24 protein-coding genes and 1 pseudogene are annotated in these 19,065 nt (G+C 40.5%); 7 read left to right on the top strand and 18 right to left on the bottom strand.

Annotation, left to right across the window (positions count from 1 at the left end; all coding sequences use genetic code 11):
• Nucleotides 1-45 precede the first annotated feature (45 nt).
• Nucleotides 46-447, top strand: coding sequence for a hypothetical protein (locus GSQ84_RS00400; RefSeq protein ID WP_158795270.1), 402 nt, complete (start codon nt 46-48; stop codon nt 445-447).
• A gap of 64 nt (nt 448-511) precedes the next feature.
• Nucleotides 512-1,081, top strand: coding sequence for a nucleoside triphosphate pyrophosphatase (locus tag GSQ84_RS00405; protein WP_158795271.1), 570 nt, complete (start codon nt 512-514; stop codon nt 1,079-1,081).
• On the opposite strand, the gene GSQ84_RS00410 is transcribed toward GSQ84_RS00405, so the two are convergent.
• The 8 genes from GSQ84_RS00410 to GSQ84_RS00445 form a co-directional block, all read right to left on the bottom strand.
• On the bottom strand, nt 1,060-1,986 hold the full coding sequence (locus tag GSQ84_RS00410; RefSeq protein ID WP_158795272.1) for an exopolyphosphatase: 927 nt from the start codon (nt 1,984-1,986) through the stop codon (nt 1,060-1,062). The two genes, GSQ84_RS00405 and GSQ84_RS00410, sit on opposite strands and share 22 nt — an antisense overlap.
• Nucleotides 1,987-2,015: 29 nt before the next feature.
• Nucleotides 2,016-3,338, bottom strand: a complete 1,323-nt coding sequence (locus tag GSQ84_RS00415; protein ID WP_158795273.1) for an ABC transporter permease — start codon at nt 3,336-3,338, stop codon at nt 2,016-2,018.
• 5 nt (nt 3,339-3,343) lie between these two features.
• Nucleotides 3,344-4,249, bottom strand: coding sequence for an ABC transporter ATP-binding protein (locus tag GSQ84_RS00420; RefSeq protein ID WP_158795274.1), 906 nt, complete (start codon nt 4,247-4,249; stop codon nt 3,344-3,346).
• Nucleotides 4,250-4,469: 220 nt separating this feature from the next.
• Nucleotides 4,470-5,648 carry a molecular chaperone DnaJ gene (gene dnaJ, locus GSQ84_RS00425; protein WP_158795275.1) on the bottom strand — a complete coding sequence of 393 codons (1,179 nt, stop codon included), beginning with the start codon at nt 5,646-5,648 and terminating at the stop codon, nt 4,470-4,472.
• A gap of 2 nt (nt 5,649-5,650) precedes the next feature.
• On the bottom strand, nt 5,651-6,238 hold the full coding sequence (locus tag GSQ84_RS00430; protein WP_158795276.1) for a nucleotide exchange factor GrpE: 588 nt from the start codon (nt 6,236-6,238) through the stop codon (nt 5,651-5,653).
• A gap of 125 nt (nt 6,239-6,363) precedes the next feature.
• The gene (locus GSQ84_RS00435) at nt 6,364-7,047 is read right to left on the bottom strand and encodes a cell division ATP-binding protein FtsE (RefSeq protein ID WP_158795277.1); all 684 of its coding nucleotides are present in this window, start codon (nt 7,045-7,047) and stop codon (nt 6,364-6,366) included.
• A 3-nt stretch (nt 7,048-7,050) separates the two neighbouring features.
• Nucleotides 7,051-7,254 (bottom strand): fructose-6-phosphate aldolase, encoded by a 204-nt coding sequence (locus GSQ84_RS00440; RefSeq protein WP_158795430.1) that lies wholly within the window; start codon nt 7,252-7,254, stop codon nt 7,051-7,053.
• Between the two features lie 299 nt (nt 7,255-7,553).
• Nucleotides 7,554-8,573 (bottom strand): acyl-CoA reductase, encoded by a 1,020-nt coding sequence (locus tag GSQ84_RS00445; RefSeq protein ID WP_158795278.1) that lies wholly within the window; start codon nt 8,571-8,573, stop codon nt 7,554-7,556.
• Between the two features lie 77 nt (nt 8,574-8,650).
• On the opposite strand from GSQ84_RS00445, the gene GSQ84_RS00450 reads away from it, so the two are divergent.
• Nucleotides 8,651-9,001: a 4Fe-4S dicluster domain-containing protein gene (locus GSQ84_RS00450; RefSeq protein WP_158795279.1), complete on the top strand. Its 351-nt coding sequence runs from the start codon at nt 8,651-8,653 to the stop codon at nt 8,999-9,001.
• A gap of 66 nt (nt 9,002-9,067) precedes the next feature.
• Here GSQ84_RS00450 and GSQ84_RS00455 read toward each other — a convergent pair whose 3' ends face one another.
• Complete coding sequence (locus GSQ84_RS00455; RefSeq protein ID WP_158795280.1) at nt 9,068-9,517, bottom strand: universal stress protein; 450 nt, start codon at nt 9,515-9,517, stop codon at nt 9,068-9,070.
• Between the two features lie 110 nt (nt 9,518-9,627).
• On the opposite strand from GSQ84_RS00455, the gene GSQ84_RS00460 reads away from it, so the two are divergent.
• Together GSQ84_RS00460 and GSQ84_RS00465 are read left to right on the top strand one after the other, a co-directional pair.
• Nucleotides 9,628-10,428, top strand: a complete 801-nt coding sequence (locus GSQ84_RS00460) for a C40 family peptidase (RefSeq protein ID WP_158795281.1) — start codon at nt 9,628-9,630, stop codon at nt 10,426-10,428.
• A gap of 114 nt (nt 10,429-10,542) precedes the next feature.
• Nucleotides 10,543-10,698: a hypothetical protein gene (locus GSQ84_RS00465; RefSeq protein WP_158795282.1), complete on the top strand. Its 156-nt coding sequence runs from the start codon at nt 10,543-10,545 to the stop codon at nt 10,696-10,698.
• A gap of 52 nt (nt 10,699-10,750) precedes the next feature.
• On the opposite strand, the pseudogene GSQ84_RS28295 reads toward GSQ84_RS00465, so the two are convergent.
• Nucleotides 10,751-11,076, bottom strand: a pseudogene (locus GSQ84_RS28295) (hypothetical protein).
• Between the two features lie 318 nt (nt 11,077-11,394).
• Here GSQ84_RS28295 and GSQ84_RS00470 point away from each other — a divergent pair.
• The gene (locus tag GSQ84_RS00470; RefSeq protein WP_158795283.1) at nt 11,395-11,712 is read left to right on the top strand and encodes a hypothetical protein; all 318 of its coding nucleotides are present in this window, start codon (nt 11,395-11,397) and stop codon (nt 11,710-11,712) included.
• Nucleotides 11,709-11,951 carry a hypothetical protein gene (locus GSQ84_RS00475; protein ID WP_158795284.1) on the top strand — a complete coding sequence of 81 codons (243 nt, stop codon included), beginning with the start codon at nt 11,709-11,711 and terminating at the stop codon, nt 11,949-11,951. The genes GSQ84_RS00470 and GSQ84_RS00475 overlap by 4 nt, the downstream gene beginning before the upstream one ends.
• On the opposite strand, the gene GSQ84_RS00480 is transcribed toward GSQ84_RS00475, so the two are convergent.
• The 8 genes from GSQ84_RS00480 to hisD are packed head-to-tail and all read right to left on the bottom strand — an operon-like array spanning nt 11,948 to nt 19,015.
• Complete coding sequence (locus GSQ84_RS00480) at nt 11,948-12,847, bottom strand: WD40 repeat domain-containing protein (RefSeq protein WP_158795285.1); 900 nt, start codon at nt 12,845-12,847, stop codon at nt 11,948-11,950. The two genes, GSQ84_RS00475 and GSQ84_RS00480, sit on opposite strands and share 4 nt — an antisense overlap.
• Nucleotides 12,848-12,855: 8 nt before the next feature.
• Complete coding sequence (gene hisIE, locus GSQ84_RS00485) at nt 12,856-13,443, bottom strand: bifunctional phosphoribosyl-AMP cyclohydrolase/phosphoribosyl-ATP diphosphatase HisIE (RefSeq protein ID WP_158795286.1); 588 nt, start codon at nt 13,441-13,443, stop codon at nt 12,856-12,858.
• Complete coding sequence (hisF, locus tag GSQ84_RS00490; RefSeq protein ID WP_158795287.1) at nt 13,440-14,195, bottom strand: imidazole glycerol phosphate synthase subunit HisF; 756 nt, start codon at nt 14,193-14,195, stop codon at nt 13,440-13,442. Before hisF ends, hisIE begins: the two co-directional genes overlap by 4 nt.
• A 3-nt stretch (nt 14,196-14,198) precedes the next feature.
• Nucleotides 14,199-14,948, bottom strand: coding sequence for a 1-(5-phosphoribosyl)-5-[(5-phosphoribosylamino)methylideneamino]imidazole-4-carboxamide isomerase (gene hisA / locus GSQ84_RS00495; protein WP_158795288.1), 750 nt, complete (start codon nt 14,946-14,948; stop codon nt 14,199-14,201).
• Nucleotides 14,949-14,952: 4 nt separating this feature from the next.
• Nucleotides 14,953-15,543, bottom strand: a complete 591-nt coding sequence (gene hisH, locus GSQ84_RS00500) for an imidazole glycerol phosphate synthase subunit HisH (RefSeq protein ID WP_158795289.1) — start codon at nt 15,541-15,543, stop codon at nt 14,953-14,955.
• 2 nt (nt 15,544-15,545) lie between these two features.
• Nucleotides 15,546-16,679: a bifunctional histidinol-phosphatase/imidazoleglycerol-phosphate dehydratase HisB gene (hisB, locus tag GSQ84_RS00505; protein WP_158795290.1), complete on the bottom strand. Its 1,134-nt coding sequence runs from the start codon at nt 16,677-16,679 to the stop codon at nt 15,546-15,548.
• Between the two features lies 1 nt (nt 16,680).
• Complete coding sequence (hisC, locus tag GSQ84_RS00510; RefSeq protein WP_158795291.1) at nt 16,681-17,727, bottom strand: histidinol-phosphate transaminase; 1,047 nt, start codon at nt 17,725-17,727, stop codon at nt 16,681-16,683.
• Nucleotides 17,717-19,015, bottom strand: a complete 1,299-nt coding sequence (gene hisD, locus GSQ84_RS00515; protein WP_158795292.1) for a histidinol dehydrogenase — start codon at nt 19,013-19,015, stop codon at nt 17,717-17,719. The genes hisC and hisD overlap by 11 nt, the downstream gene beginning before the upstream one ends.
• Between the last annotated feature and the right edge of the window lie 50 nt (nt 19,016-19,065).

Consider the following 19,065-nt stretch of genomic DNA (forward strand, 5'->3'; position numbering starts at 1 on the left):
CCTTTTGTCTCTTTTTCTCTCTATCTTGTTAAAAAAACAATAGCTATGAAAAAATTATTTGTTATCTGTGGATTGTTATTTAGTGTAATGACATTTGCACACGCACAAGGTGGTGGCCGTATGGCTGGCACTCCAGAAGAAAGAGCAACAAAAATGACTGCTACGCTGACTGATAAATTGACACTGACAGCAGATCAGCAAACTAAGGTTAAAGCAATTCTTTTAGATCAAAATACTCAAATGGCCAAAGCGCGTGAAGCGGCGGGTGATGATAGGTCGGCGATGCGGACTAAAATGATGTCTTTGATGGATGAGAATAATGCAAAGATTAATGCATTGCTTACTGACGATCAGAAAAAAGCATTTTCTGCTTACCAGGATGAAAGAAAAGCAGCCATGCAGAATAGGGGCAATGGCGGAGGCCAGCCCGCAGGAGGCTCTAACTAAAATAATATCAAATAACAGAAGCGGCTTTTGGCCGCTTTTGTTATTTTAGCGCAAAATTAAATACATGTACCAGCAAACCGTTCCGCTTATCCTCGCTTCAAAATCACCCCGCAGACAAGAATTAATGCAATTAATGGAGCTCGACTTTAAAGTTGTACTGAAGGAGGTTGATGAAAGTTATCCTGATCATCTTTCCCCATCTGATATTGCCTGTTATATTGCTGAAAAGAAAGCGAAGGCATTTGTTGAAGAACGATTAAACAGCCTGGTAATCACTGCTGATACCATTGTAGCCTATAATGGGGAAATTTTAGGAAAACCTGGTGATGCAGCGCATGCCAGGGAAATGCTGACTAAACTATCGGGAACCACGCATCAGGTATATACAGGTGTGAGCCTGGCCTACCGGGATAAACTGGAGACTTTTTATGACGTGACAGAGGTTTGTTTCAGAAAGCTGAGTAGTGAAGAGATTGAACATTACATCAATAAATACAATCCATTTGACAAAGCGGGTTCTTACGGCATACAAGACTGGCTTGGATATATAGCTGTAGAAAAAATCACCGGTTCCTATACCAATGTAATGGGCCTGCCTACAGAAAAGCTTTATCATGCATTATCTAACTTCTGATCTTCCCAAATCGTATACAATACACCCATTTTCAGATCATAGGTAGAAAGGCTAATGGCTTTGAGACCCAGATGTTCGATCACGTAATTGGTGATCATAGCAGCAATAACGATCATATCCACCCTAAGGGAAATGAGGTCTGGCATAACTGCTCTTTCTGCATGAGTGGAACTGATCAGCTTTGCCGAAAGTGATCGGTAAGCAGTGAAATCCAATACCGCTGAACTGATATTTTTAATATCAATCCCTTTAAGCAGCATCACTGCAAAAGTTTCAAATGCACCTGCTGAACCAATTAATACTTCTGGTTGAAGATCAAGGCATGCCTGTTTTAAATCGGCCAGTTCTTCATCCAAACGGCCAATAATTGCAGACTGATCATCTTTACTTATAGGATCTGAATGAAAATAAGCCTGCATTAATCTTGCCGCACCAATGTTATAACTTTTCTTCCAGAGCTGGCCTTCAGGATTACAGATGATAAATTCTGTACTGCCGCCGCCAATATCCATGATCAGCGATGGAGCGGTGATGCTGCCTGTTGCTTTTACGCCATTAAAAATATAGGCAGCTTCATCTTCGCCGCTGATCACTTCAATCTTGATTCCGGCCCTGCTGAACGCAGCAGCAACAAAATCAGCACCATTAGTTGCACTGCGTACAGCAGAGGTAGCAATCGCTCTAACGAGCGTCACCCCCTGACGGTCTATTTCCTTCTTAAAATCATTTAAGGTCTTTATACCGCGTTCAAAGGCTTCAGGAATGATCAGGTTCTCATTGATCCTTCCTTCGCCCAATCTTACGGGAATATTGGTTTTGTAGATCACTTCCACGCCATCAGCGGTGATATCTGCTATAATCAAGTGAAAGGTATTTGTACCCAGATCTATAACCGCTGCTTTCATAGAAGGTGTTTATCTTTTGATAAAGATAATTAATTCCTGTAAGCAAACCATTTGATCATTTCCTTAAAACTTGTTTTTTTGCCGTACATCAATATACCAACCCTGTAAATGCGGGAAGCTACCCATACTGTGCCAATAAATCCAAAGATCAGTAAAACCATAGATAAGGCCAGTTGCCAGTCGGGCACACCATAGGGAAGTCTTACCATCATGGCAATAGGGGAGGTAAAAGGAATCATGGATAGCCAAAAAGCAATGCTGCCATAAGGATCATTGGTGATTACACTTAACGACAGTGCATAACCCACCAGGAGCGGCATCATGACCGGCATCATAAACTGCTGCGTTTCTGTTTCACTATCTACCGCTGAACCAATGGCCGCATATAAGGCACTGTAGAAGAAATATCCTCCGATGAAGAAAAATAAAAATACAGAAATGATTTTGGTGAGGTTAAGGTTGGATAAACTTTTTTGTACATAAGCTATCGGGTTACTGCTTTCCTGGTTCATTTTAGTACCCGCTTTTAGCTGAGCGGTAATCATTGTCTTTTGCTGCACAGGCGCCTTATCCACAAACATTTTTGCGGCTATAGTGGAGATAGCTGTGGTTAATACGATCCATAGAATAAATTGGGTAAGGCCAACCAGGGCGATCCCAATGATCTTACCCATCATCAGCTGAAAAGGTTTTACAGAAGAAATCATGACTTCGATAATCCTGCTGGTTTTTTCTTCAATCACACCGCGCATTACCTGAATGCCGTAGATTAAAATGAACATAAACATCAGGATGCCTGAAGCCGTGCCAATGATCATGGTGGCACCGGCACTTGAGTCTTCATCTTTTCCGTTTTCATCGATTTTTTTATTGTCAATGCTGACAGAAGACTTGAGCTTGTCCAGCTTTTCCTGTGCTATACCGCTTTCTTTCAGTTTTTGTGTCCGGATGATATTTTCTATATCCTCCTCAACCCTGTTGTTTAAGGTAAGACCTGCCTGTTTTGCGCCTAAAAGCTGTATTCCGGCTGGTTTATCCAGGCTAAACTCGGGCAGGTACAATATGTAGTCGAAACCACTCTTTCTGATTGAAGGTTTTAAAGTTTCCAGTGTTTCGTTCACATATACATAGGACGTGTTATTGCCGGAAGTCAATTTTTCTGTTAGTGTTTTATTGTTGCTCACTACAGCAATTTTATTGAAGGTGCCTTTTGCACCCTGAATAGAAAAATAAATGATCAATCCGTAGAAGCCGGCAATGATCAGAGGTGTTAAGAGCGTCATCAATATGAATGACTTTTTCTTTACCCTGGAAAGATATTCTCTTTGTATGATGAGTAAGATTTTGCGCATAATGATTAGATTTTTGTTTTCACCTGGTCAATAAATATGTCATTCATGGTTGGAATGACTTCGTCTAAACGATGGATGTTAACTGTGGGCAGCAATGCATATAAAAGCTGGTTTATTGTTTTTCCTGCTCTTAATTTCACTTTTAATACTATTTTTTCTGCCTGTATGTCTCTGTACAATACTTCAAATAATTCCGTAGAAACATCGGTGTCATAAACTCCTTCATATTCTACCCAGTAAGTATTGTTTCTATACTTGTTTTTTATATCCAGTACGGAGCCATCCATTATTTTTTTTGACCGATGGATCAAAGCAATGCTATCGCATAATTCCTCTACAGATTCCATACGGTGCGTGGAGAAAATAAAAGTAGCACCCTGTTTGTTGAGTTCAAGGATCTCGTTTTTGATGACTTCTGCATTTACGGGGTCAAAACCGGAGAAAGGTTCATCCAGGATAATCAGCTCAGGCTGATGCAGAACGGTAGCAACAAATTGAACTTTTTGTTGCATTCCTTTACTCAGATCTTCCACTTTTTTACTCCACCAGCTTCCCATTTCCAGTTTTTCAAACCAGAACTTTACTCTTTTGGTAGCTTCAGGAGTACTCAGACCTTTCAGCTTAGCGAGGTAAAGTACCTGTTCGCCGATTTCCATTTTCTTGTACAGACCACGTTCTTCAGGAAGATATCCGATTTGATTGATGTGCTCTGCGCTTAAACGTTTTCCATTAAAGAGCACTTCTCCGCTGTCTGGTGCGGTGATTTGAGTAATTATTCTGATCAGGGATGTTTTTCCTGCACCGTTAGGCCCCAGCAGGCCAAAAATTTTGCCTTGTTCCACCTCCAGGCTCACATCATCCAGTGCACGGTGCGTGGCATATTGTTTAACAATATTCTTTACGCTTAGCATATTTAGTTGTTTAGTCTTTAGTTAGATGCAAAAAAGAAAAAATGTTACAAAAAAATGAAATGCTTTTTTGTAATCGGCGCAATTATTTGATGTGCATTGGTTAATGCGGCTTTTACGGTGGGTTTTTGGTTATGCTTACCGTGCAGGATGTGTTATCAGAAAATTTGGAACATAAAAAAAGGTCACCTTTGGAGTGACCTTTTAAATTTTATATCGGTTGTTATTCGAAATATTCCTTCATTTTTTCGAAGAAGCTTTTATCGTTCTTACCTGGCTGAGGTTTGAAGTTTGGAGAGTCCCTTAGTTTTTCAAGGATAGCACGTTCTTCGCTGTTCAGTACTTTAGGTGTCCAGATATTCACATGGATGATCTGGTCTCCGCGATGATATGAATTTACCTCTGGTATCCCTTTAGCTTTTAAGCGTAATAGTTTTCCGCTTTGTGTACCCGGCTCAATTTTAATCTTGGCTTTACCATCAATGGTAGGAACTTCAGCACTATAACCTAAAGCAGCATCAACGATGCTCAGGTGCAAATCATAAACCACGTTATTACCTTCGCGTTTCAATGATTCATGAGGGATTTCCTCGATCAATATGATCAGGTCGCCAGGAATGCCGCCATTAGGTGCTGCATTACCTTTTCCGCTCATGCTCAGCTGCATACCATCACTTACTCCTGCCGGAATATTGATCGTAATGGTTTCTTCGCCGCGTACAGTTCCTTCGCCATGACATGAGGTACATTTTGAAGTGATCTGTGAGCCGGAACCATTACAGGTAGGGCAGGTAGAGGTAGTCTGCATCTGGCCCAATATCGTATTGGTTACCCTGCGAACAGAACCGCTTCCACCACATGTTTTACAGGTGCTGATAGATGATTTATCTTTCGCGCCCGAACCATCACAGGTTTTACAAACTACCTGTTTATTTACTTTTATTTTTTTCTCTGCGCCATGAGCGATTTCCTCCAGCGTCAGTTTAACCTTGATACGAAGGTTGGATCCTTTAGCTACACGTCTGCCGCTGCTGCCGCCACGTGACTGCCCGCCGAAAAAGCTTTCGAAAGGACTTCCGCCACCGCCGCCGCCACCAAAAATATCCCCAAACTGGCTGAAGATATCTTCCATGTTCATGCCGCCGCCGCCATATCCGCCACCGCCTCCAGAGGCACCGCCAACACCGGCATGACCATAATGATCATAACGTTGTTTTTTCTCCGGATTGCTCAGGATTTCGTAAGCTTCAGCAGCTTCCTTAAATTTATCCTCCGCAGTGTGATCATCCGGGTTTTTATCCGGATGGTATTTGATGGCCAGTTTTCTATAGGCTTTTTTGATCTCTTCCGGGGAAGAAGTCTTGCCTACGCCAAGGATATCGTAATAATCTCTCTTGCTCATAATTAACTACCTACAACAACTTTTGCAAAGCGTATAACTTTGTCGTTTAAAGTGTATCCTTTCTCTAATTCATCTATCACCTTTCCTTTCAGATCTTCTGTAGGGGCAGGTATTTTAGTGATTGCTTCATGAAGGTCGGTATCAAAAGGAGTGTTGATACTTTCCATTTCTTTTAAGCCTTTTTGGTTCAGAATGCTTTTTAATTTAGTGTGTACCAGCGCAATTCCTTCACGAATGGCTTTAACGTCAGTAGCATTTTCTGTAGCCTTATTTGCACGGTCAAAATCATCAAGGACAGCAAGCATAGAAACAATAACATCTTTACCGGCAGTCTGTAACAGTTCAACACGTTCCTTTTGCGTGCGTCTTTTGAAATTATCAAATTCAGCAAAAAGGCGTAAATATTTATCATTAACAGCAGCATTGTCCAGTCTTAACTGCTCTTCAACAGTAATTTCAGGAACTGGTTCCAGTAATGCTTCTTCAGTTGAAGCAGCTGCGTCATTAGTCTGATCTTTGTTTAACTGCTCTTCAGCAGTATTTTCCGTAGTAGGATTTTCGGTATCGTTCGGTTTCTTCTTGCTAAACATGGGATAGTAGAATTTTTAGGGATAAACTCAAAAGTTTTGCCAATGAAATAATTCAGCCATGCTGTCAGTATTGTTTAAACAACACTGCACAGAATGGCTGAAAAGTAAAATTTTGTCAGGATGATCTAATTTATTGTAGCATCTTCATGTACCACACCGGCTTCGCATTTTATGATGCGGGAAGGCAGGGTACGTATAATATGATAATCGTGGGTAGCCATTAAAACGGCAGTACCATTCTGGCTGATTTGTTTTAGCAACAGCACGATTTCTTCAGAAGTATCGGGATCTAAATTACCTGTAGGTTCATCCGCTAGGATAATATCAGGGTTGTTTAACAGGGAACGGGCAATCACCACGCGCTGCTGTTCGCCTCCGGAAAGTTCATGCGGCATTTTCCTGATCTTAGAACGAAGACCTACTTTTTCCAGCACATCCTTAACGCGTTCCTGGATCAGGTTTTTGTCTTTCCATCCGGTAGCTTTTAACACGAAATCGAGGTTTTTCTCTATTGTACGGTCGGTAAGCAGCTGGAAATCCTGAAAAACAATACCCAGTTTCCTGCGCAGGAAAGGCACATCCCTGTCGGCCAGTTTCTTAAGGTCGAAACCAGCAATTTGTCCCTCGCCATTACCGATATGAAGATCTCCGTATATGATTTTCAGTAAACTGCTTTTTCCCGAGCCGGTCTGGCCGATTAAAAATACAAACTCACCTTTATCAATGTTGAGGTTTACATTGGATAATACCAGGTGTTTCTGTTGAAATACATCTACATTCTTTAAATTTATAACTGCGTTTCCTGTCATGTCTTAAATATCTAATTTTGCAATCTGCCCAAATGGTAGGTCTTTTACCAGGTTCATGATATAAGGCAGCTGATCGCCTAAACCTAATTTATCCAATGATTTATCAGGTCGGTCTACCCTGAAATAAGCCAGCAAAGTAAATTTATCATCTCTTAACTGGACATAATCCGGGATTTTAGCAATGCCTTTTACTTTGATTACATACATTTCGTTCAAAAATAGTGTTTCAAATTGAGAAATAAGAAAGGTTGGTCATTTGTAGGAAAGATTCATTAAACAGGGAACTCTTTTCCTTTTTTATTTTGTAATGGATTTGAGTTTAGTTTGTTTAATTCCACTCGTCATCAACTAATAGTCCACTTATCGTCCACTGAATTGGCCACTGAATTGGCCATTTTAGTGGATGATGAGTGGACGATGAGTGGACCATGCGTGGAGGATAACAAATTAATTACAAAGCGAACTCAAAATAAATTCTCTCTCATCGAGCCTTGTCCAACAGATTTTTACAGATTATTCAAAAAACTGATCGTGTTCACATTGTCCGCATAGTCCCATAACTGAGGATGCTGGCTTTGACCGAAATTAACAATACCTGTATCCAGTTTCAGTGAAGTATGTGTAACCACGCATTGAATGTCATCCTGCATAGCTATCAGTTTCTCATTTAATTCTTCCAGGCTGGTATAAAATTCATAATACAATACGGCAAGAGGAGAGGATAGGCCTTCATCTTCTTTTAACAGCAGAAAACCATTGTCAAAATGTTTGGCTGCATTAACCAGGTATATTGACTTATTGTAGTCGTAATTATTATTGTATTTGAAGTGATTTGCGATCAGCTGGTGTTGCTCTAAGGGTTCAAAAAAGTTTTTAATCTCATAACCTTCCGGAAGGTATACCTTCGAAACATTACGGCATCCCAGACCAAAATAATCGAAAATATCATGACCGAGCAACTGGATTTCTTTTGCACTTTCTTTACCATCTAAAACGGCAATGCTGTTTCTGTTTTTCCTGATAATATTAGGCACTTTGCCAAAGTAATAATCAAAATACCTGGATGAATTATTACTTCCTGTAGCAATGATTGCTTCAAAATCTTTTAGTCTTTCTGTATAAATAATTTTGTCGGCCAGTAAAGGTTCAAACTCAATCAGCTGTTTGGTCAGTGCAGGGAGCAGCTGGGCATCGGAAGAAGAAAGTTTGATCAGCGCACGGTTACCGGTGGCTAAAACACAAATTAAATCATGAAAACCCACCAAGGGGATGTTCCCGGCAAGAATAAGTCCTACAATCTTTGGCGTCTCGCTCACCCTGATCTGTTCAAACCACTGTTCCAAAGCGTTGCGGTTTAGCATTTCCTGCAAAGAAGACAGCGACCTTTTTACTTCCTCCGGCTGGAACCAGGCGTTGTGATTGGGTGCTGATTCGATTAAGTTATTAAATTCATCGTCAGGGTGATTTAAGAAATCACTTAGTTTGTGAAATGCAATAATTAACTTTTCAGCGGTAAGGATTGACATGTTTGGAGTAATTTTAAAGTATAAATGTTATATTTGCGTTGCAAAGGTAACTTTAGCAAATAGATTTATACGAAGAGATGGCTATTAAAATAACAGACGAATGTATTAATTGCGGAGCATGTGAGCCTGAATGCCCGAATAATGCAATTTATGATGCAGGCACAGCCTGGAGATTTTCAGACGGTACTAACCTGAACGGGATCATTGATTTTGGTGACAAAGAAATTGATGCCGGTGCGTCTCAGGAAGCAGTTTCTGATGAGGTATATTATATCGTCTCAGATAAATGTACAGAATGTAAAGGTTTTCATGATGAGCCACAGTGTGCTGCGGTTTGCCCTGTAGATTGCTGCGTGGATGATGAAGATATCCGTGAAACTGAAGAAGAATTATTGAAGAAAAAAGCCTGGTTACATCAGGAAGGTTAGTCCTTAAATTATAAGATAACAAAAAAGGACGCATTTGCGTCCTTTTTTGTTATGTGGTATTTCCTATCAGATTTCAGCTTTATTAGGAATAATCAATACAGGACAGGCAGATTTTCTGGCTACATGTTCGGCTACACTTCCCATTAAGAAGTGATATAAACCACCTCTGCCATAAGTACCGATCACTATCAGATCAGATCCCCATTCATCCGACTGGTCGATTATTCCATGTGCAGCATTGTCCACTACGCTCAGGTAGGTAGTTTTGATGCCATTGCCATGTCTTTTCTCAATTTCTTTCAGCAATATGTGACTGTTTGCATCGCTGTTATCATAAGTCTCCAGGAAAACAGGCGCTAAGGTAAGATCCTGATTCATGGTAGCTGGTACAGGTTCTATGATATTTACCAGTGCCACCTCTGCACCAAAAGTTTTTGCCAGTTCATAACCTGCCTGCGCTGCTTTTTCGGCACAGGTACTGTTGTCTACTGCGATTAAAATCTTACTGAAGTTCATAATTTGTAACCTTAATATATGTTATACCATATTAACAATTTTAGCCGTTAAATGTTTATCATGCGGGTTATTAGTTCGGGATCATTATTTTTACCTACCGATTTTTTACTATGGAACAGAAATTTTCAATTTGCAGGGTAGCTGTGGCCCCTTTAAGGGCAGCTGCATCAGATAAGGCAGAAATTACTACGCAGTTGCTGTTTGGTGATGCTGTTGAAGTACTTGAAAAAGCAGAACCCTGGTGGCGTATCCGAAATGTTTATGACGGTTACGAAGGCTGGATGGATTTTAAGCAATTAATAGACATTACGGAAGAGGAATACCTGAATAATCAGAACTATAGCATTTTAGTACCTGCCCAGTTAAACAATACGGTTACAGGAGCTGATGACAGCCAGTTTTATTTAATGCCTTCCAGTACCCTTCCAAATTATGCTAACGGAATTTGTGAATTGGGAAAAGAAAAATTCCAGGTAAATTTCGACCCATATCATGTATCAGCTATTGCCGGACAAACGGCTGCTGAAACCGCAGAAAAAATCGATAAACTAGCCCGGTTTTTTCTGAATGCACCTTATTTATGGGGTGGAAGGACATTGTTCGGGATCGACTGTTCCGGATTTTCACAGGCTGTTTTTAAACTTGCAGGTATTCGGATCAAAAGAGATGCTGCGCAGCAGGCCGAGCAGGGTGAAACAGTTAATTTTTTACCGGAAGTTCAAACCGGTGACCTCGCCTTTTTTGACAATGCCGAAGGAAGGATTATCCATGTGGGGATCATGCTGAATAATCAGCAGATTATCCATGCTTCCGGAAGGGTAAGGATAGATCCTATCGATGACCAGGGGATTTATAATCCTGAACTGGTAAGGTATTCTCATCGTTTAAGGATTATAAAGAGGTTTTTTTAATAAGTTTAACCGAAAGGCGTATCCTTACAAATAGGTAACTAAATATTTTTTAAAGAAAAATATAAACATCCAAATAATGTATTTATATTTGTGTGGTATAAAGGAGTTGTAATTATGAAAAATATATCGAAAAAAGGAATTAAAGAAATTGGTAAATCATTAGGTGTGAATCTAACTTTTGATCAAACACTTGATAAATATTCTAAGATAGTTCCAGAGAAAATTGAAGAAAACAACAAACTCTTTGCAAATGCAAAGTTTGATTTTTAAATTTCCAATTTTTATGATGGTTTCTTCCTTTTAAACAAGAAACCATCATAATTTATCCCTTTTTCAAATTTAACGGGTAATAATTTTGGTCAACTATTTTGAGACCTTTAATAATAAAGGTTTGACTGATGTCATGGTAAGCATTATTGATTGCCATTTGATATAGTCTTGTCTTTGCATCAGTGTCACCAGTTAAGAAGATCATTTATCCGGGTAGGCTTCGCTGAATATATGTGCTGCAGTACCAATGGTTGCTAAAATTTTGTCTCTATCACCATTTTTCGATGGTGTATTAAAACCTACCTTTTCATTTTCTCCTATTGTACCTAAGGCTAGATTATAAATTTCTTCATTGTTTGGAATAGAATTGAACTTAATCTTTTATTAAGCTGTCCTTTTGTTCCAGAACTGATAAACTTATAATCAAGAGAGTCTAGAGAAATCGAAATATCATCATATTTTTCGTAATTCATAAAGCTAAATTAAGAAAAATAAAATCTATAAAGGAAAATAAATATCTATGTACGATATTGCATCACTGTTGTTATTCCGGAAAATCATGAACTAGGGTTTTCGATAAACGATATGATATTCTAACCAAATAAAAATTATGAGGTAATTTTTAGTGTAAAATTTTTAATAGCTTTATACTACTTTTAAATTTTATTGCTTTTTTTGTTTAGTAATTTATATGTTATGAATAAGATCGGGGCATCCTATGTTTTAATTTGCTGCATTTTACTATCATCCTGTGTGTCAATTACCTATTTTGGGGACAAACTTACACCAACATCTTCTGTTGATATCTTTTATGCTGCGCATGATGTTAAGAAAAATTATAAGGTTATAGGGCATTTGACTGCCGGGAATAATGCAGAACAGGAGCAAGTAAAATCTAAATTATCAGATTATGCTAAAAAGATTGGTGCAGATGCAATTATTATTACAGGGACGGATGCGGCAAGAAATAGTCAGGATGCTGTGGTTAATGCCGATGCATTAAAGTATGAATGATAAATCTGAATAATAAGAATAAAATACAGCATTATTGGGGAGTAAAAACGCACAGGGAGTATTTTAAGCATAAGACTTCCATCTTCTGCAGCAGACTTAAAGTTGGAAAATACATTTTTGAAATAGAATTGATGCCAAGATATTCGGGAAGTTATTCATTGAATCCAGCTAAAGCAGAACTGATGTATTTTCCAGTATTTTATGGAAGGGAAGGAATGAAAAGGATGGGGATCAATTAAATCTCCCAATCCCAAACGATAACCAGCTTGTCGTCTCCGGTAGAGATCAGGTATTCGCCATCACGTGTCCATATGATCTTATTAATAGAGTGGGTATGGCCTTGCGTACCTTTCTCGATACTGACGATCTTGTGCAGTTTCAGATCCTCTGTTCCCCATATTTTAATGCTTTTATCCTGGCTGGCCGTAGCAAAGTAAGGTCTTACGGGATTAAATGCAATACCGTAAATGCTAAACATATGTGCAGGGATGGTATGTTTTAATTGATAATCCGGCATAGACCAGAAATTTAACTGTGCATCCCTTCCTCCGGTGACCAGATATTTGCCACTAGGCTCATACTGAACGGAAGTAACGGGCAATGTATGTTTTTGCAGGGTATGTAGTAAGCCATAATCCTTGAGATTATAGATTTTTACAGTAGTATCTTTACAGGCAAAAGCGACCTGTTGTCCATCCGGACTGATGGCAATAGACCTTACCGTATCTGCCGAAACGGGGATACGGTAAAGTAATGAATGATCTACGAGCGACCAAACGCCTACAGTGCCATCCTCGCTGGCTGTCAGAAATTCCTGTTTGCCGGGGACAGCAACAACATCAAAAACAGGTTTTTCGTGTGCCTGGAAATTTGCGGTTACTAATTGTTTATCAAGATCGAATATACTGATCTCACCACTTCGCAAACCAACAAAAAGCTGGTTGTTGTAGTGTTCAAGACTATAAACAGAAGTTTTTACAGGCATCAATACCTTTACGTAGTTCATCTTATCCAGCGACCACTCTACTACGCCTTTGTCATTACCGGCGGTAAAGAAAATTCCAGGTTTGCCGGAATTGGTTAAGGCATACACAGGATTTTGATGGCCGCTAAGAGATTTTACGTGTTCCAGCATAATGAATATTAACGGTGTCTGCCTTCCAGGTTTATTCCTATGTCCGACAATGTTTTGCCTTTCTCGCGTAATAGCACCAACAGGTGAAAAATCAAGTCGGAACTTTCATTGACAAAATCAAAATCTGTTTCATTCAGGGCGGCAATAACCGTTTCTACACCTTCTTCTCCAACTTTTTGCGCAATCTTATTGATCCCTTTTTTACGCAATTTATTCACGTAAGAATCTTCACTTGGGTTCTCATACCTGTCGTTAATGATTTTTTCCAGTTCAAATATAAAGTTCTGCTTGAAATTGGTATTAAAACAGCTTCTGCTGCCTGTATGGCAGGTTGGGCCAACCGGGCTGGCTTTAATCAGGATGGTATCCTGATCGCAGTCAATATGTGTTTCTTTCACAAACAGGAAGTTGCCGCTTTCTTCCCCTTTAGTCCATAAACGTTTTTTGGAACGTGAATAGAAGGTTACTTTTCCTTCTGTTTGTGTTTTAGTCCATGCTTCCTGGTTCATGTAACCCAGCATCAGCACTTCCAATGTTTGTACATCCTGAATAATTACAGGAACCAAACCATCGGTTTTTTCAAAATCTATATTCATAACCTTACTGGTATGTTGTGTTTTTTTAATTCATTTTTGAGGTGCGGAATAGGAATTTCACCGAAGTGAAAGACCGATGCAGCGAGTGCCGCATCCACACCTGTTGTGGTGAAAACTTCAGTGAAGTGTTCTATTTTTCCAGCTCCTCCGGAAGCAATGACAGGGATATTGATCAGCTGGCTGATCGTTTGCAGTAAATTGCAGTCAAAGCCCTGTTTTGTTCCATCGTGGTCCATTGAAGTCAGCAGAATCTCTCCGGCGCCTAAATCTTCGGCACGTTTGATCCAGTCTTCCGTTTCCAGTTCTGTAATTAAGCGGCCACCATTTAAGTGGACCATGTTTTTGCCTCCCACCAGTTTGGTATCTACAGCTACAACAACAAACTGTCTGCCGAATACCTTAGCAAGATCTGCGATCAGTTCAGGCCTCTTTACAGCTGCGGAATTGATGCTGATCTTATCGGCCCCTGCATTTAACAATGCTTCTGCATCGGCGATCTCAGTGATACCGCCGCCTATGGTAAAAGGGATGTTGAGTTGTCTCGCTACCGACTTTACCATTTCGATCATCGTTTTACGACGCTCATGGGTAGCTGTAATATCCAGGAATACCAGTTCATCGGCACCCTGCTGCGCATATTGCCAGGCCAGTTCTACAGGATCGCCTGCATCTTTCAGGTCTACGAAATTTACACCTTTTACGGTTCGTCCGTCCTTAACGTCCAGACATGGAATGATACGTTTGCTCAGCATGATCTACAGGGAGGTCATTGCTTTTAGGTTCCATTCTTTGATCTCTTCGATGGTGATATGGTTCTCGTAGATTGCTTTTCCAACAACCACTGATCTTACATCTAATTTTGCCAGTTCTTCGATATCTGCCATAGAGCTTACACCGCCTGAAGCGATCAGCTTAATGAAAGGAGAGTGTTCCAGTAATTTCTTGTACAGGTCTATGGCAGCGCCGCCCAGTTTTCCGTCTTTGTTGATATCTGTACACAGGAACCTGAAAAAGCCCAGTTGCAGACATTTATCAACATAGTCCATCAACTTGATTGGCGAGCTTTCCATCCATCCCGAATATTTGATCACTTCATCGAGTACATCAATAGCAATGACGATACGGTTGGCATAATCATATTTTTTACCTACTTCTTTACTCAACTCGGCAAGGAAGTCGGGGTTAGTGATCGCCTGTGTACCTACAATTACACGGTGGATACCTGCGTCAAGCAATTTTGTTACCTGCTCAATGGTACGGATACCTCCTCCATATTGTACACGCATATCCGTTTTATGGATGATCTCAAAAAGTTCAGCCTGATTGCTGAAATCTCCTTTAGCGCCGTTAAGGTCAATAATATGTATGAACTCTGTACCGTTCGACCGATAAGTTTCGATCATGTCAGCGATCGATACTTCATATACTGTTTTCTGGTTGTAGTCGCCTTCTCTTAAGCGAACAACTTTACCATCTAAAATATCTATAGCGGGAATAATGTACATTGTATTATTTTAAGTTTGAAAAATTCAATAAAAGGCGTTCGCCGGCTGCACCTGATTTCTCAGGGTGAAACTGTACACCATAAAAGTTGTCTTTTTGTACCGCTGCCGAATAGGGTAAACCATAGTCGGCAGTTGCGATTCCAAAAGTAGCGTTATATTCAATAAAGTACGAATGCACAAAGTAAAATTGTGTCTGATTTTCAACACCTTCGAATAGGGAATTGTTTTTGATCTCTATATTGTTCCATCCCATGTGCGGGATTTTGATACCCAATTCCTTATCAAATAATTTGGTGTCCAGCGGAATGATATTCGTTAATGCCACATCTCCTTCTTCAGAATGCGCTGTGAGCAGTTGCATACCTACACAAATGCCTAAAATAGGTTTTTTTAAAGCCCTGATGGCTTCTACTAAACCGCTCTGGTTCAGTTTTTCCATCGCCGCACCCGCATGTCCCACACCGGGAATAATAATGTGCGAATACAGCTCAAACTCTTCTTCCGCATTGATCATTCCGTAAGTAATTCCCAGCCTTGATAAGGCAGAGGTAAGGGAAAAGATGTTTCCTGCTCCGTAATTAACGATTCCGACCATGATTATAACAATCCTTTAGTACTAGGTAAAACTAACTTTTCTGCATCTCTTTTTATAGACATTTTGACCGCTTTTGCAAAAGCTTTAAAAATAGCTTCTATCTTATGATGCTCATTGTCGCCTTCAGCTTCGATATTCAGGTTACATTTTGCCGCATCACTAAAAGATTTAAAAAAATGATAGAACATTTCTGTAGGTACATCACCCACTCGTTCTCTTTTAAATTCAGCATCCCAAACAATCCAGTTACGTCCGCCGAAATCAATAGCCACTTGCGCCAGGCAATCGTCCATTGGCAGGCAGAAGCCATACCGCTCGATGCCTAATTTATTGCCCAGGGCTTTGGCAAAAGCTTCGCCCAATGCAATTCCTGTATCTTCAACGGTGTGGTGTTCATCAATATGCAGGTCGCCTTTAGCAAATACTTTCAGGTCTATCCCCCCATGGCGGGCAATCTGATCCAGCATATGGTTAAAGAAATTCAACCCTGTTTCTATTTCGCCTTTTCCGGTACCATCCAGATCAATAGTGATCTCGATATCCGTTTCGTTGGTTTTTCTGATATGGTGAAATTGTCTGCTTCCTGCTTTAAGGAAAGTATAAATATCTACCCAGTTCTGTGTCTGCAGAGCGATAAACTCTGTTAGGGTATCTGCTTTAGCCATCGCTTCATTGGCACCCAGCTGATCGTTGTTTCTTAACCAAATGGCTTTTGCCCCTAAATTTTTAGCCAGCACAACATCATTGAGGCGGTCGCCGATTACAAAAGAATTAGCCAGGTCATATTCCCCGGTTAGGAAATGCTGCAATAAACCTGTATTTGGTTTACGCGTAGGTGCATTTTCATGTGCAAAAGTTTTATCAATAATCACCTCACTAAAAACCACGCCTTCACTGGCAAAAGTGTCCAGTACAAAATTATGCACGGGCCAGAAATTCAGTTCAGGATGCGAGTCTGTTCCCAGTCCGTCCTGATTGGTTACCATCACGAGTTCAAAATCAAGTTCTGCTGCTATTTTGGCCAGGTAGTACAAAGATTTCGGATAGAATTTAAGTTTCGCAAACGAATCTATTTGTTCATCTTCGGGTTCAGTGATCAATGTACCATCGCGGTCTATAAAAAGGATCTTCTTCATTTTAGTTTTTTAACGATTTTAAAGCGGATAATAGTATCTCATTTTCTGCAGGTGTGCCAACGGTAATTCGAAGGCAGCCTTCACATAAGGTAACTTTTGAGCGATCGCGGATAATGATTCCCTGATCTACTAAAGCATTATAAGTTCCAAGGGCATCTTCCACTTCTATTAAAATAAAGTTCGCATCCGACGGATATACCTTTTTGACCATATCAAGCGTCAATAGTTTAGTGCTCAGTAATTCTCTTTCTGCCACAGTAACTTTGATCCACTCATTTACCTGTGTTACATTCTGCAATGCAGCAAGTGCCAGGTCTTGTGTAGACTGACTGATGTTGTAAGGAGCTTTTACCTTATTCATGATATCGATCACGATACTGGAAGCGAAAGCCATTCCTAAACGCAGTCCTGCCAATCCCCATGCTTTAGAGAAAGTCTGCAGGATCACCAGGTGAGGATATTCCGTTAATTCCTGAATGAAAGTACGTTGTTTGGCGAAGTTGATATAAGCCTCGTCAATTACCACCAGACCTTTAAAGTTAGCCAAAACAGTTTCAATATCCGTGCGGACAATGGAATTACCAGTAGGGTTATTTGGCGAACAGATAAAGATCAGTTTAGTGTTTTCATCTATGGCTTCTGCAATTCCTTCCAGGTCCAGCTGGAAGTTGGGTAGCAGGTTTACCTTGCGTACCTCTACATCATTGATATTGGCAGAAACCTCATACATGCCATAAGTTGGCGGCAGAATGATCACGTTGTCTTTTCCCGGGTTACAAAAAGCACGGAAAAGCAAGTCTATTGCTTCATCACTGCCATTGCCTAAAAAGGTATTTTCAATAGGCACCCCTTTAATTTTACTCAGCGCATCTTTCAGGTCCAGTTGTAAAGGATCAGGATAGCGGTTAAAGTTTTCCGGCAGGGGAGAGCCGAAACTATTTTCATTGGCATCTAAATATACGCTCGCCTGACCTTTATATTCATCCCTTGCGGTAGAATAGGGGCGAAGGTTCTTAATATTTTCGCGTTGTAAGTTCTTAATATCCATCTGATGATTTTAAACGAATAGTGATAGCATTCTTGTGGGCCTGCAAACCTTCGGCTGCGGCCAGTATTTCTACAGTTGGTCCAATGGCAGTTAAACCTGCAGGACTGATATGTTGAAAAGTGATCTTTTTGATAAAGGAATCGATAGAAACGCCTGAATAAGCTTTGGCAAATCCACTGGTAGGCAGGGTATGGTTGGTACCTGAAGCATAATCTCCGGCACTTTCCGGAGTAAGATTACCCAGGAATACAGATCCTGCATTACTGATTAGTGGGGTAAGCTCTTCGAACCGGTCTGTTGCAAGGATTAGATGTTCCGGGGCGTAAATATTGCTAAAGTCCATTGCCTGTTCTTTGTTTTCTACCAGTACAGCATAAGAATTGGCAATTGCCTGTGCCGCGATGACTTCTCTTGGCAAAGCTTTCAGCTGGATATCTACTTGTTCTAACGTTTCTGTAATGATCTCCGCGGAAGTAGAAACGAGTATGGCCTGGCTGTCCACTCCATGTTCTGACTGCGCCAGAAGATCTGAAGCAACAAAAGCAGGATTAGCAGTTTCATCAGCAAACACCAACACCTCTGAAGGGCCTGCGGGCATATCAATGGCTGTCATCCCTGAAGCGAGCACCAGTTGTTTAGCCTGTGTTACGTAACGGTTTCCAGGGCCAAAGATCTTGTAGACCTTGGGGAGGCTTTCCGTACCAAAAGCCATAGCGGCAATAGCCTGTGCACCTCCAACCAGGTAGATCTTTTCTATACCCAGTAACAATGCGCAATAAGCCAGGTAACAATTGGTTTTACCATCCTTTTGAGGGGGAGAGCAAACTACAATTTCTTTACATCCTGCCAAAATAGCAGGGATGCCCAGCATCAAAAAAGTGCTCGGCAGAACAGCTGTTCCGCCTGGAATATATAAGCCCACACGTTCTATTGGTCTGGATTCCCGCCAGCAGGAAACGCCTGGCATGGTTTCTACTTTTGCTTCTTTGTACAGTTGTGCGGCATGGAACTTTTTAATATTGGCGTATGCGGTATCTATTGCTTTTTTAGCGTCATCAGGAATCTCCGAGGCTATTGCTTGAATTTCCTGCTGTCCAATAAACAGCTGCTCCAGGTTTACCTTGTCGAAAGCCAGCGCATAGTCGATCAGCGCCTTGTCGCCTTCTTCTTTTACACGGGTGATGATATCTTTTACACGTTCTGTGATCGCAGCGTCATCAGCCAGTTGTCTTAAGCAGAGCTCTTCGATCTGCAATGGAGATAAATCTGTATAACTATAGGTCTTCATCTGTTTACAATTTTATAGGCTTTAAAAATCCACCATAAGCCTTCATTTCT

It is taken from the genome of Pedobacter sp. L105, from assembly GCF_009765875.1.
Taxonomy (GTDB): Bacteria; Bacteroidota; Bacteroidia; order Sphingobacteriales; family Sphingobacteriaceae; genus Pedobacter.

Bases quoted from the DNA above. Each gene is read 5' to 3' on its own strand.
- hisIE (WP_158795286.1), bottom strand. From the start codon at position 13,443: ATGAATATAGATTTTGAAAAAACCGATGGTTTGGTTCCTGTAATTATT.
- hisD (WP_158795292.1), bottom strand. From the start codon at position 19,015: ATGAAGACCTATAGTTATACAGATTTATCTCCATTGCAGATCGAAGAG.
- GSQ84_RS00405 (WP_158795271.1), top strand. From the start codon at position 512: ATGTACCAGCAAACCGTTCCGCTTATCCTCGCTTCAAAATCACCCCGC.
- hisA (WP_158795288.1), bottom strand. From the start codon at position 14,948: ATGTACATTATTCCCGCTATAGATATTTTAGATGGTAAAGTTGTTCGC.
- hisB (WP_158795290.1), bottom strand. From the start codon at position 16,679: ATGAAGAAGATCCTTTTTATAGACCGCGATGGTACATTGATCACTGAA.
- GSQ84_RS00410 (WP_158795272.1), bottom strand. From the start codon at position 1,986: ATGAAAGCAGCGGTTATAGATCTGGGTACAAATACCTTTCACTTGATT.
- GSQ84_RS00460 (WP_158795281.1), top strand. From the start codon at position 9,628: ATGGAACAGAAATTTTCAATTTGCAGGGTAGCTGTGGCCCCTTTAAGG.
- hisF (WP_158795287.1), bottom strand. From the start codon at position 14,195: ATGCTGAGCAAACGTATCATTCCATGTCTGGACGTTAAGGACGGACGA.
- GSQ84_RS00480 (WP_158795285.1), bottom strand. From the start codon at position 12,847: ATGCTGGAACACGTAAAATCTCTTAGCGGCCATCAAAATCCTGTGTAT.
- dnaJ (WP_158795275.1), bottom strand. From the start codon at position 5,648: ATGAGCAAGAGAGATTATTACGATATCCTTGGCGTAGGCAAGACTTCT.
- GSQ84_RS00470 (WP_158795283.1), top strand. From the start codon at position 11,395: ATGAATAAGATCGGGGCATCCTATGTTTTAATTTGCTGCATTTTACTA.
- GSQ84_RS00450 (WP_158795279.1), top strand. From the start codon at position 8,651: ATGGCTATTAAAATAACAGACGAATGTATTAATTGCGGAGCATGTGAG.
- GSQ84_RS00475 (WP_158795284.1), top strand. From the start codon at position 11,709: ATGATAAATCTGAATAATAAGAATAAAATACAGCATTATTGGGGAGTA.
- GSQ84_RS00455 (WP_158795280.1), bottom strand. From the start codon at position 9,517: ATGAACTTCAGTAAGATTTTAATCGCAGTAGACAACAGTACCTGTGCC.
- GSQ84_RS00415 (WP_158795273.1), bottom strand. From the start codon at position 3,338: ATGCGCAAAATCTTACTCATCATACAAAGAGAATATCTTTCCAGGGTA.
- GSQ84_RS00435 (WP_158795277.1), bottom strand. From the start codon at position 7,047: ATGACAGGAAACGCAGTTATAAATTTAAAGAATGTAGATGTATTTCAA.
- GSQ84_RS00420 (WP_158795274.1), bottom strand. From the start codon at position 4,249: ATGCTAAGCGTAAAGAATATTGTTAAACAATATGCCACGCACCGTGCA.
- GSQ84_RS00400 (WP_158795270.1), top strand. From the start codon at position 46: ATGAAAAAATTATTTGTTATCTGTGGATTGTTATTTAGTGTAATGACA.
- GSQ84_RS00465 (WP_158795282.1), top strand. From the start codon at position 10,543: ATGAAAAATATATCGAAAAAAGGAATTAAAGAAATTGGTAAATCATTA.
- GSQ84_RS00445 (WP_158795278.1), bottom strand. From the start codon at position 8,573: ATGTCAATCCTTACCGCTGAAAAGTTAATTATTGCATTTCACAAACTA.
- GSQ84_RS00440 (WP_158795430.1), bottom strand. From the start codon at position 7,254: ATGTATGTAATCAAAGTAAAAGGCATTGCTAAAATCCCGGATTATGTC.
- hisC (WP_158795291.1), bottom strand. From the start codon at position 17,727: ATGGATATTAAGAACTTACAACGCGAAAATATTAAGAACCTTCGCCCC.
- hisH (WP_158795289.1), bottom strand. From the start codon at position 15,543: ATGGTCGGAATCGTTAATTACGGAGCAGGAAACATCTTTTCCCTTACC.
- GSQ84_RS00430 (WP_158795276.1), bottom strand. From the start codon at position 6,238: ATGTTTAGCAAGAAGAAACCGAACGATACCGAAAATCCTACTACGGAA.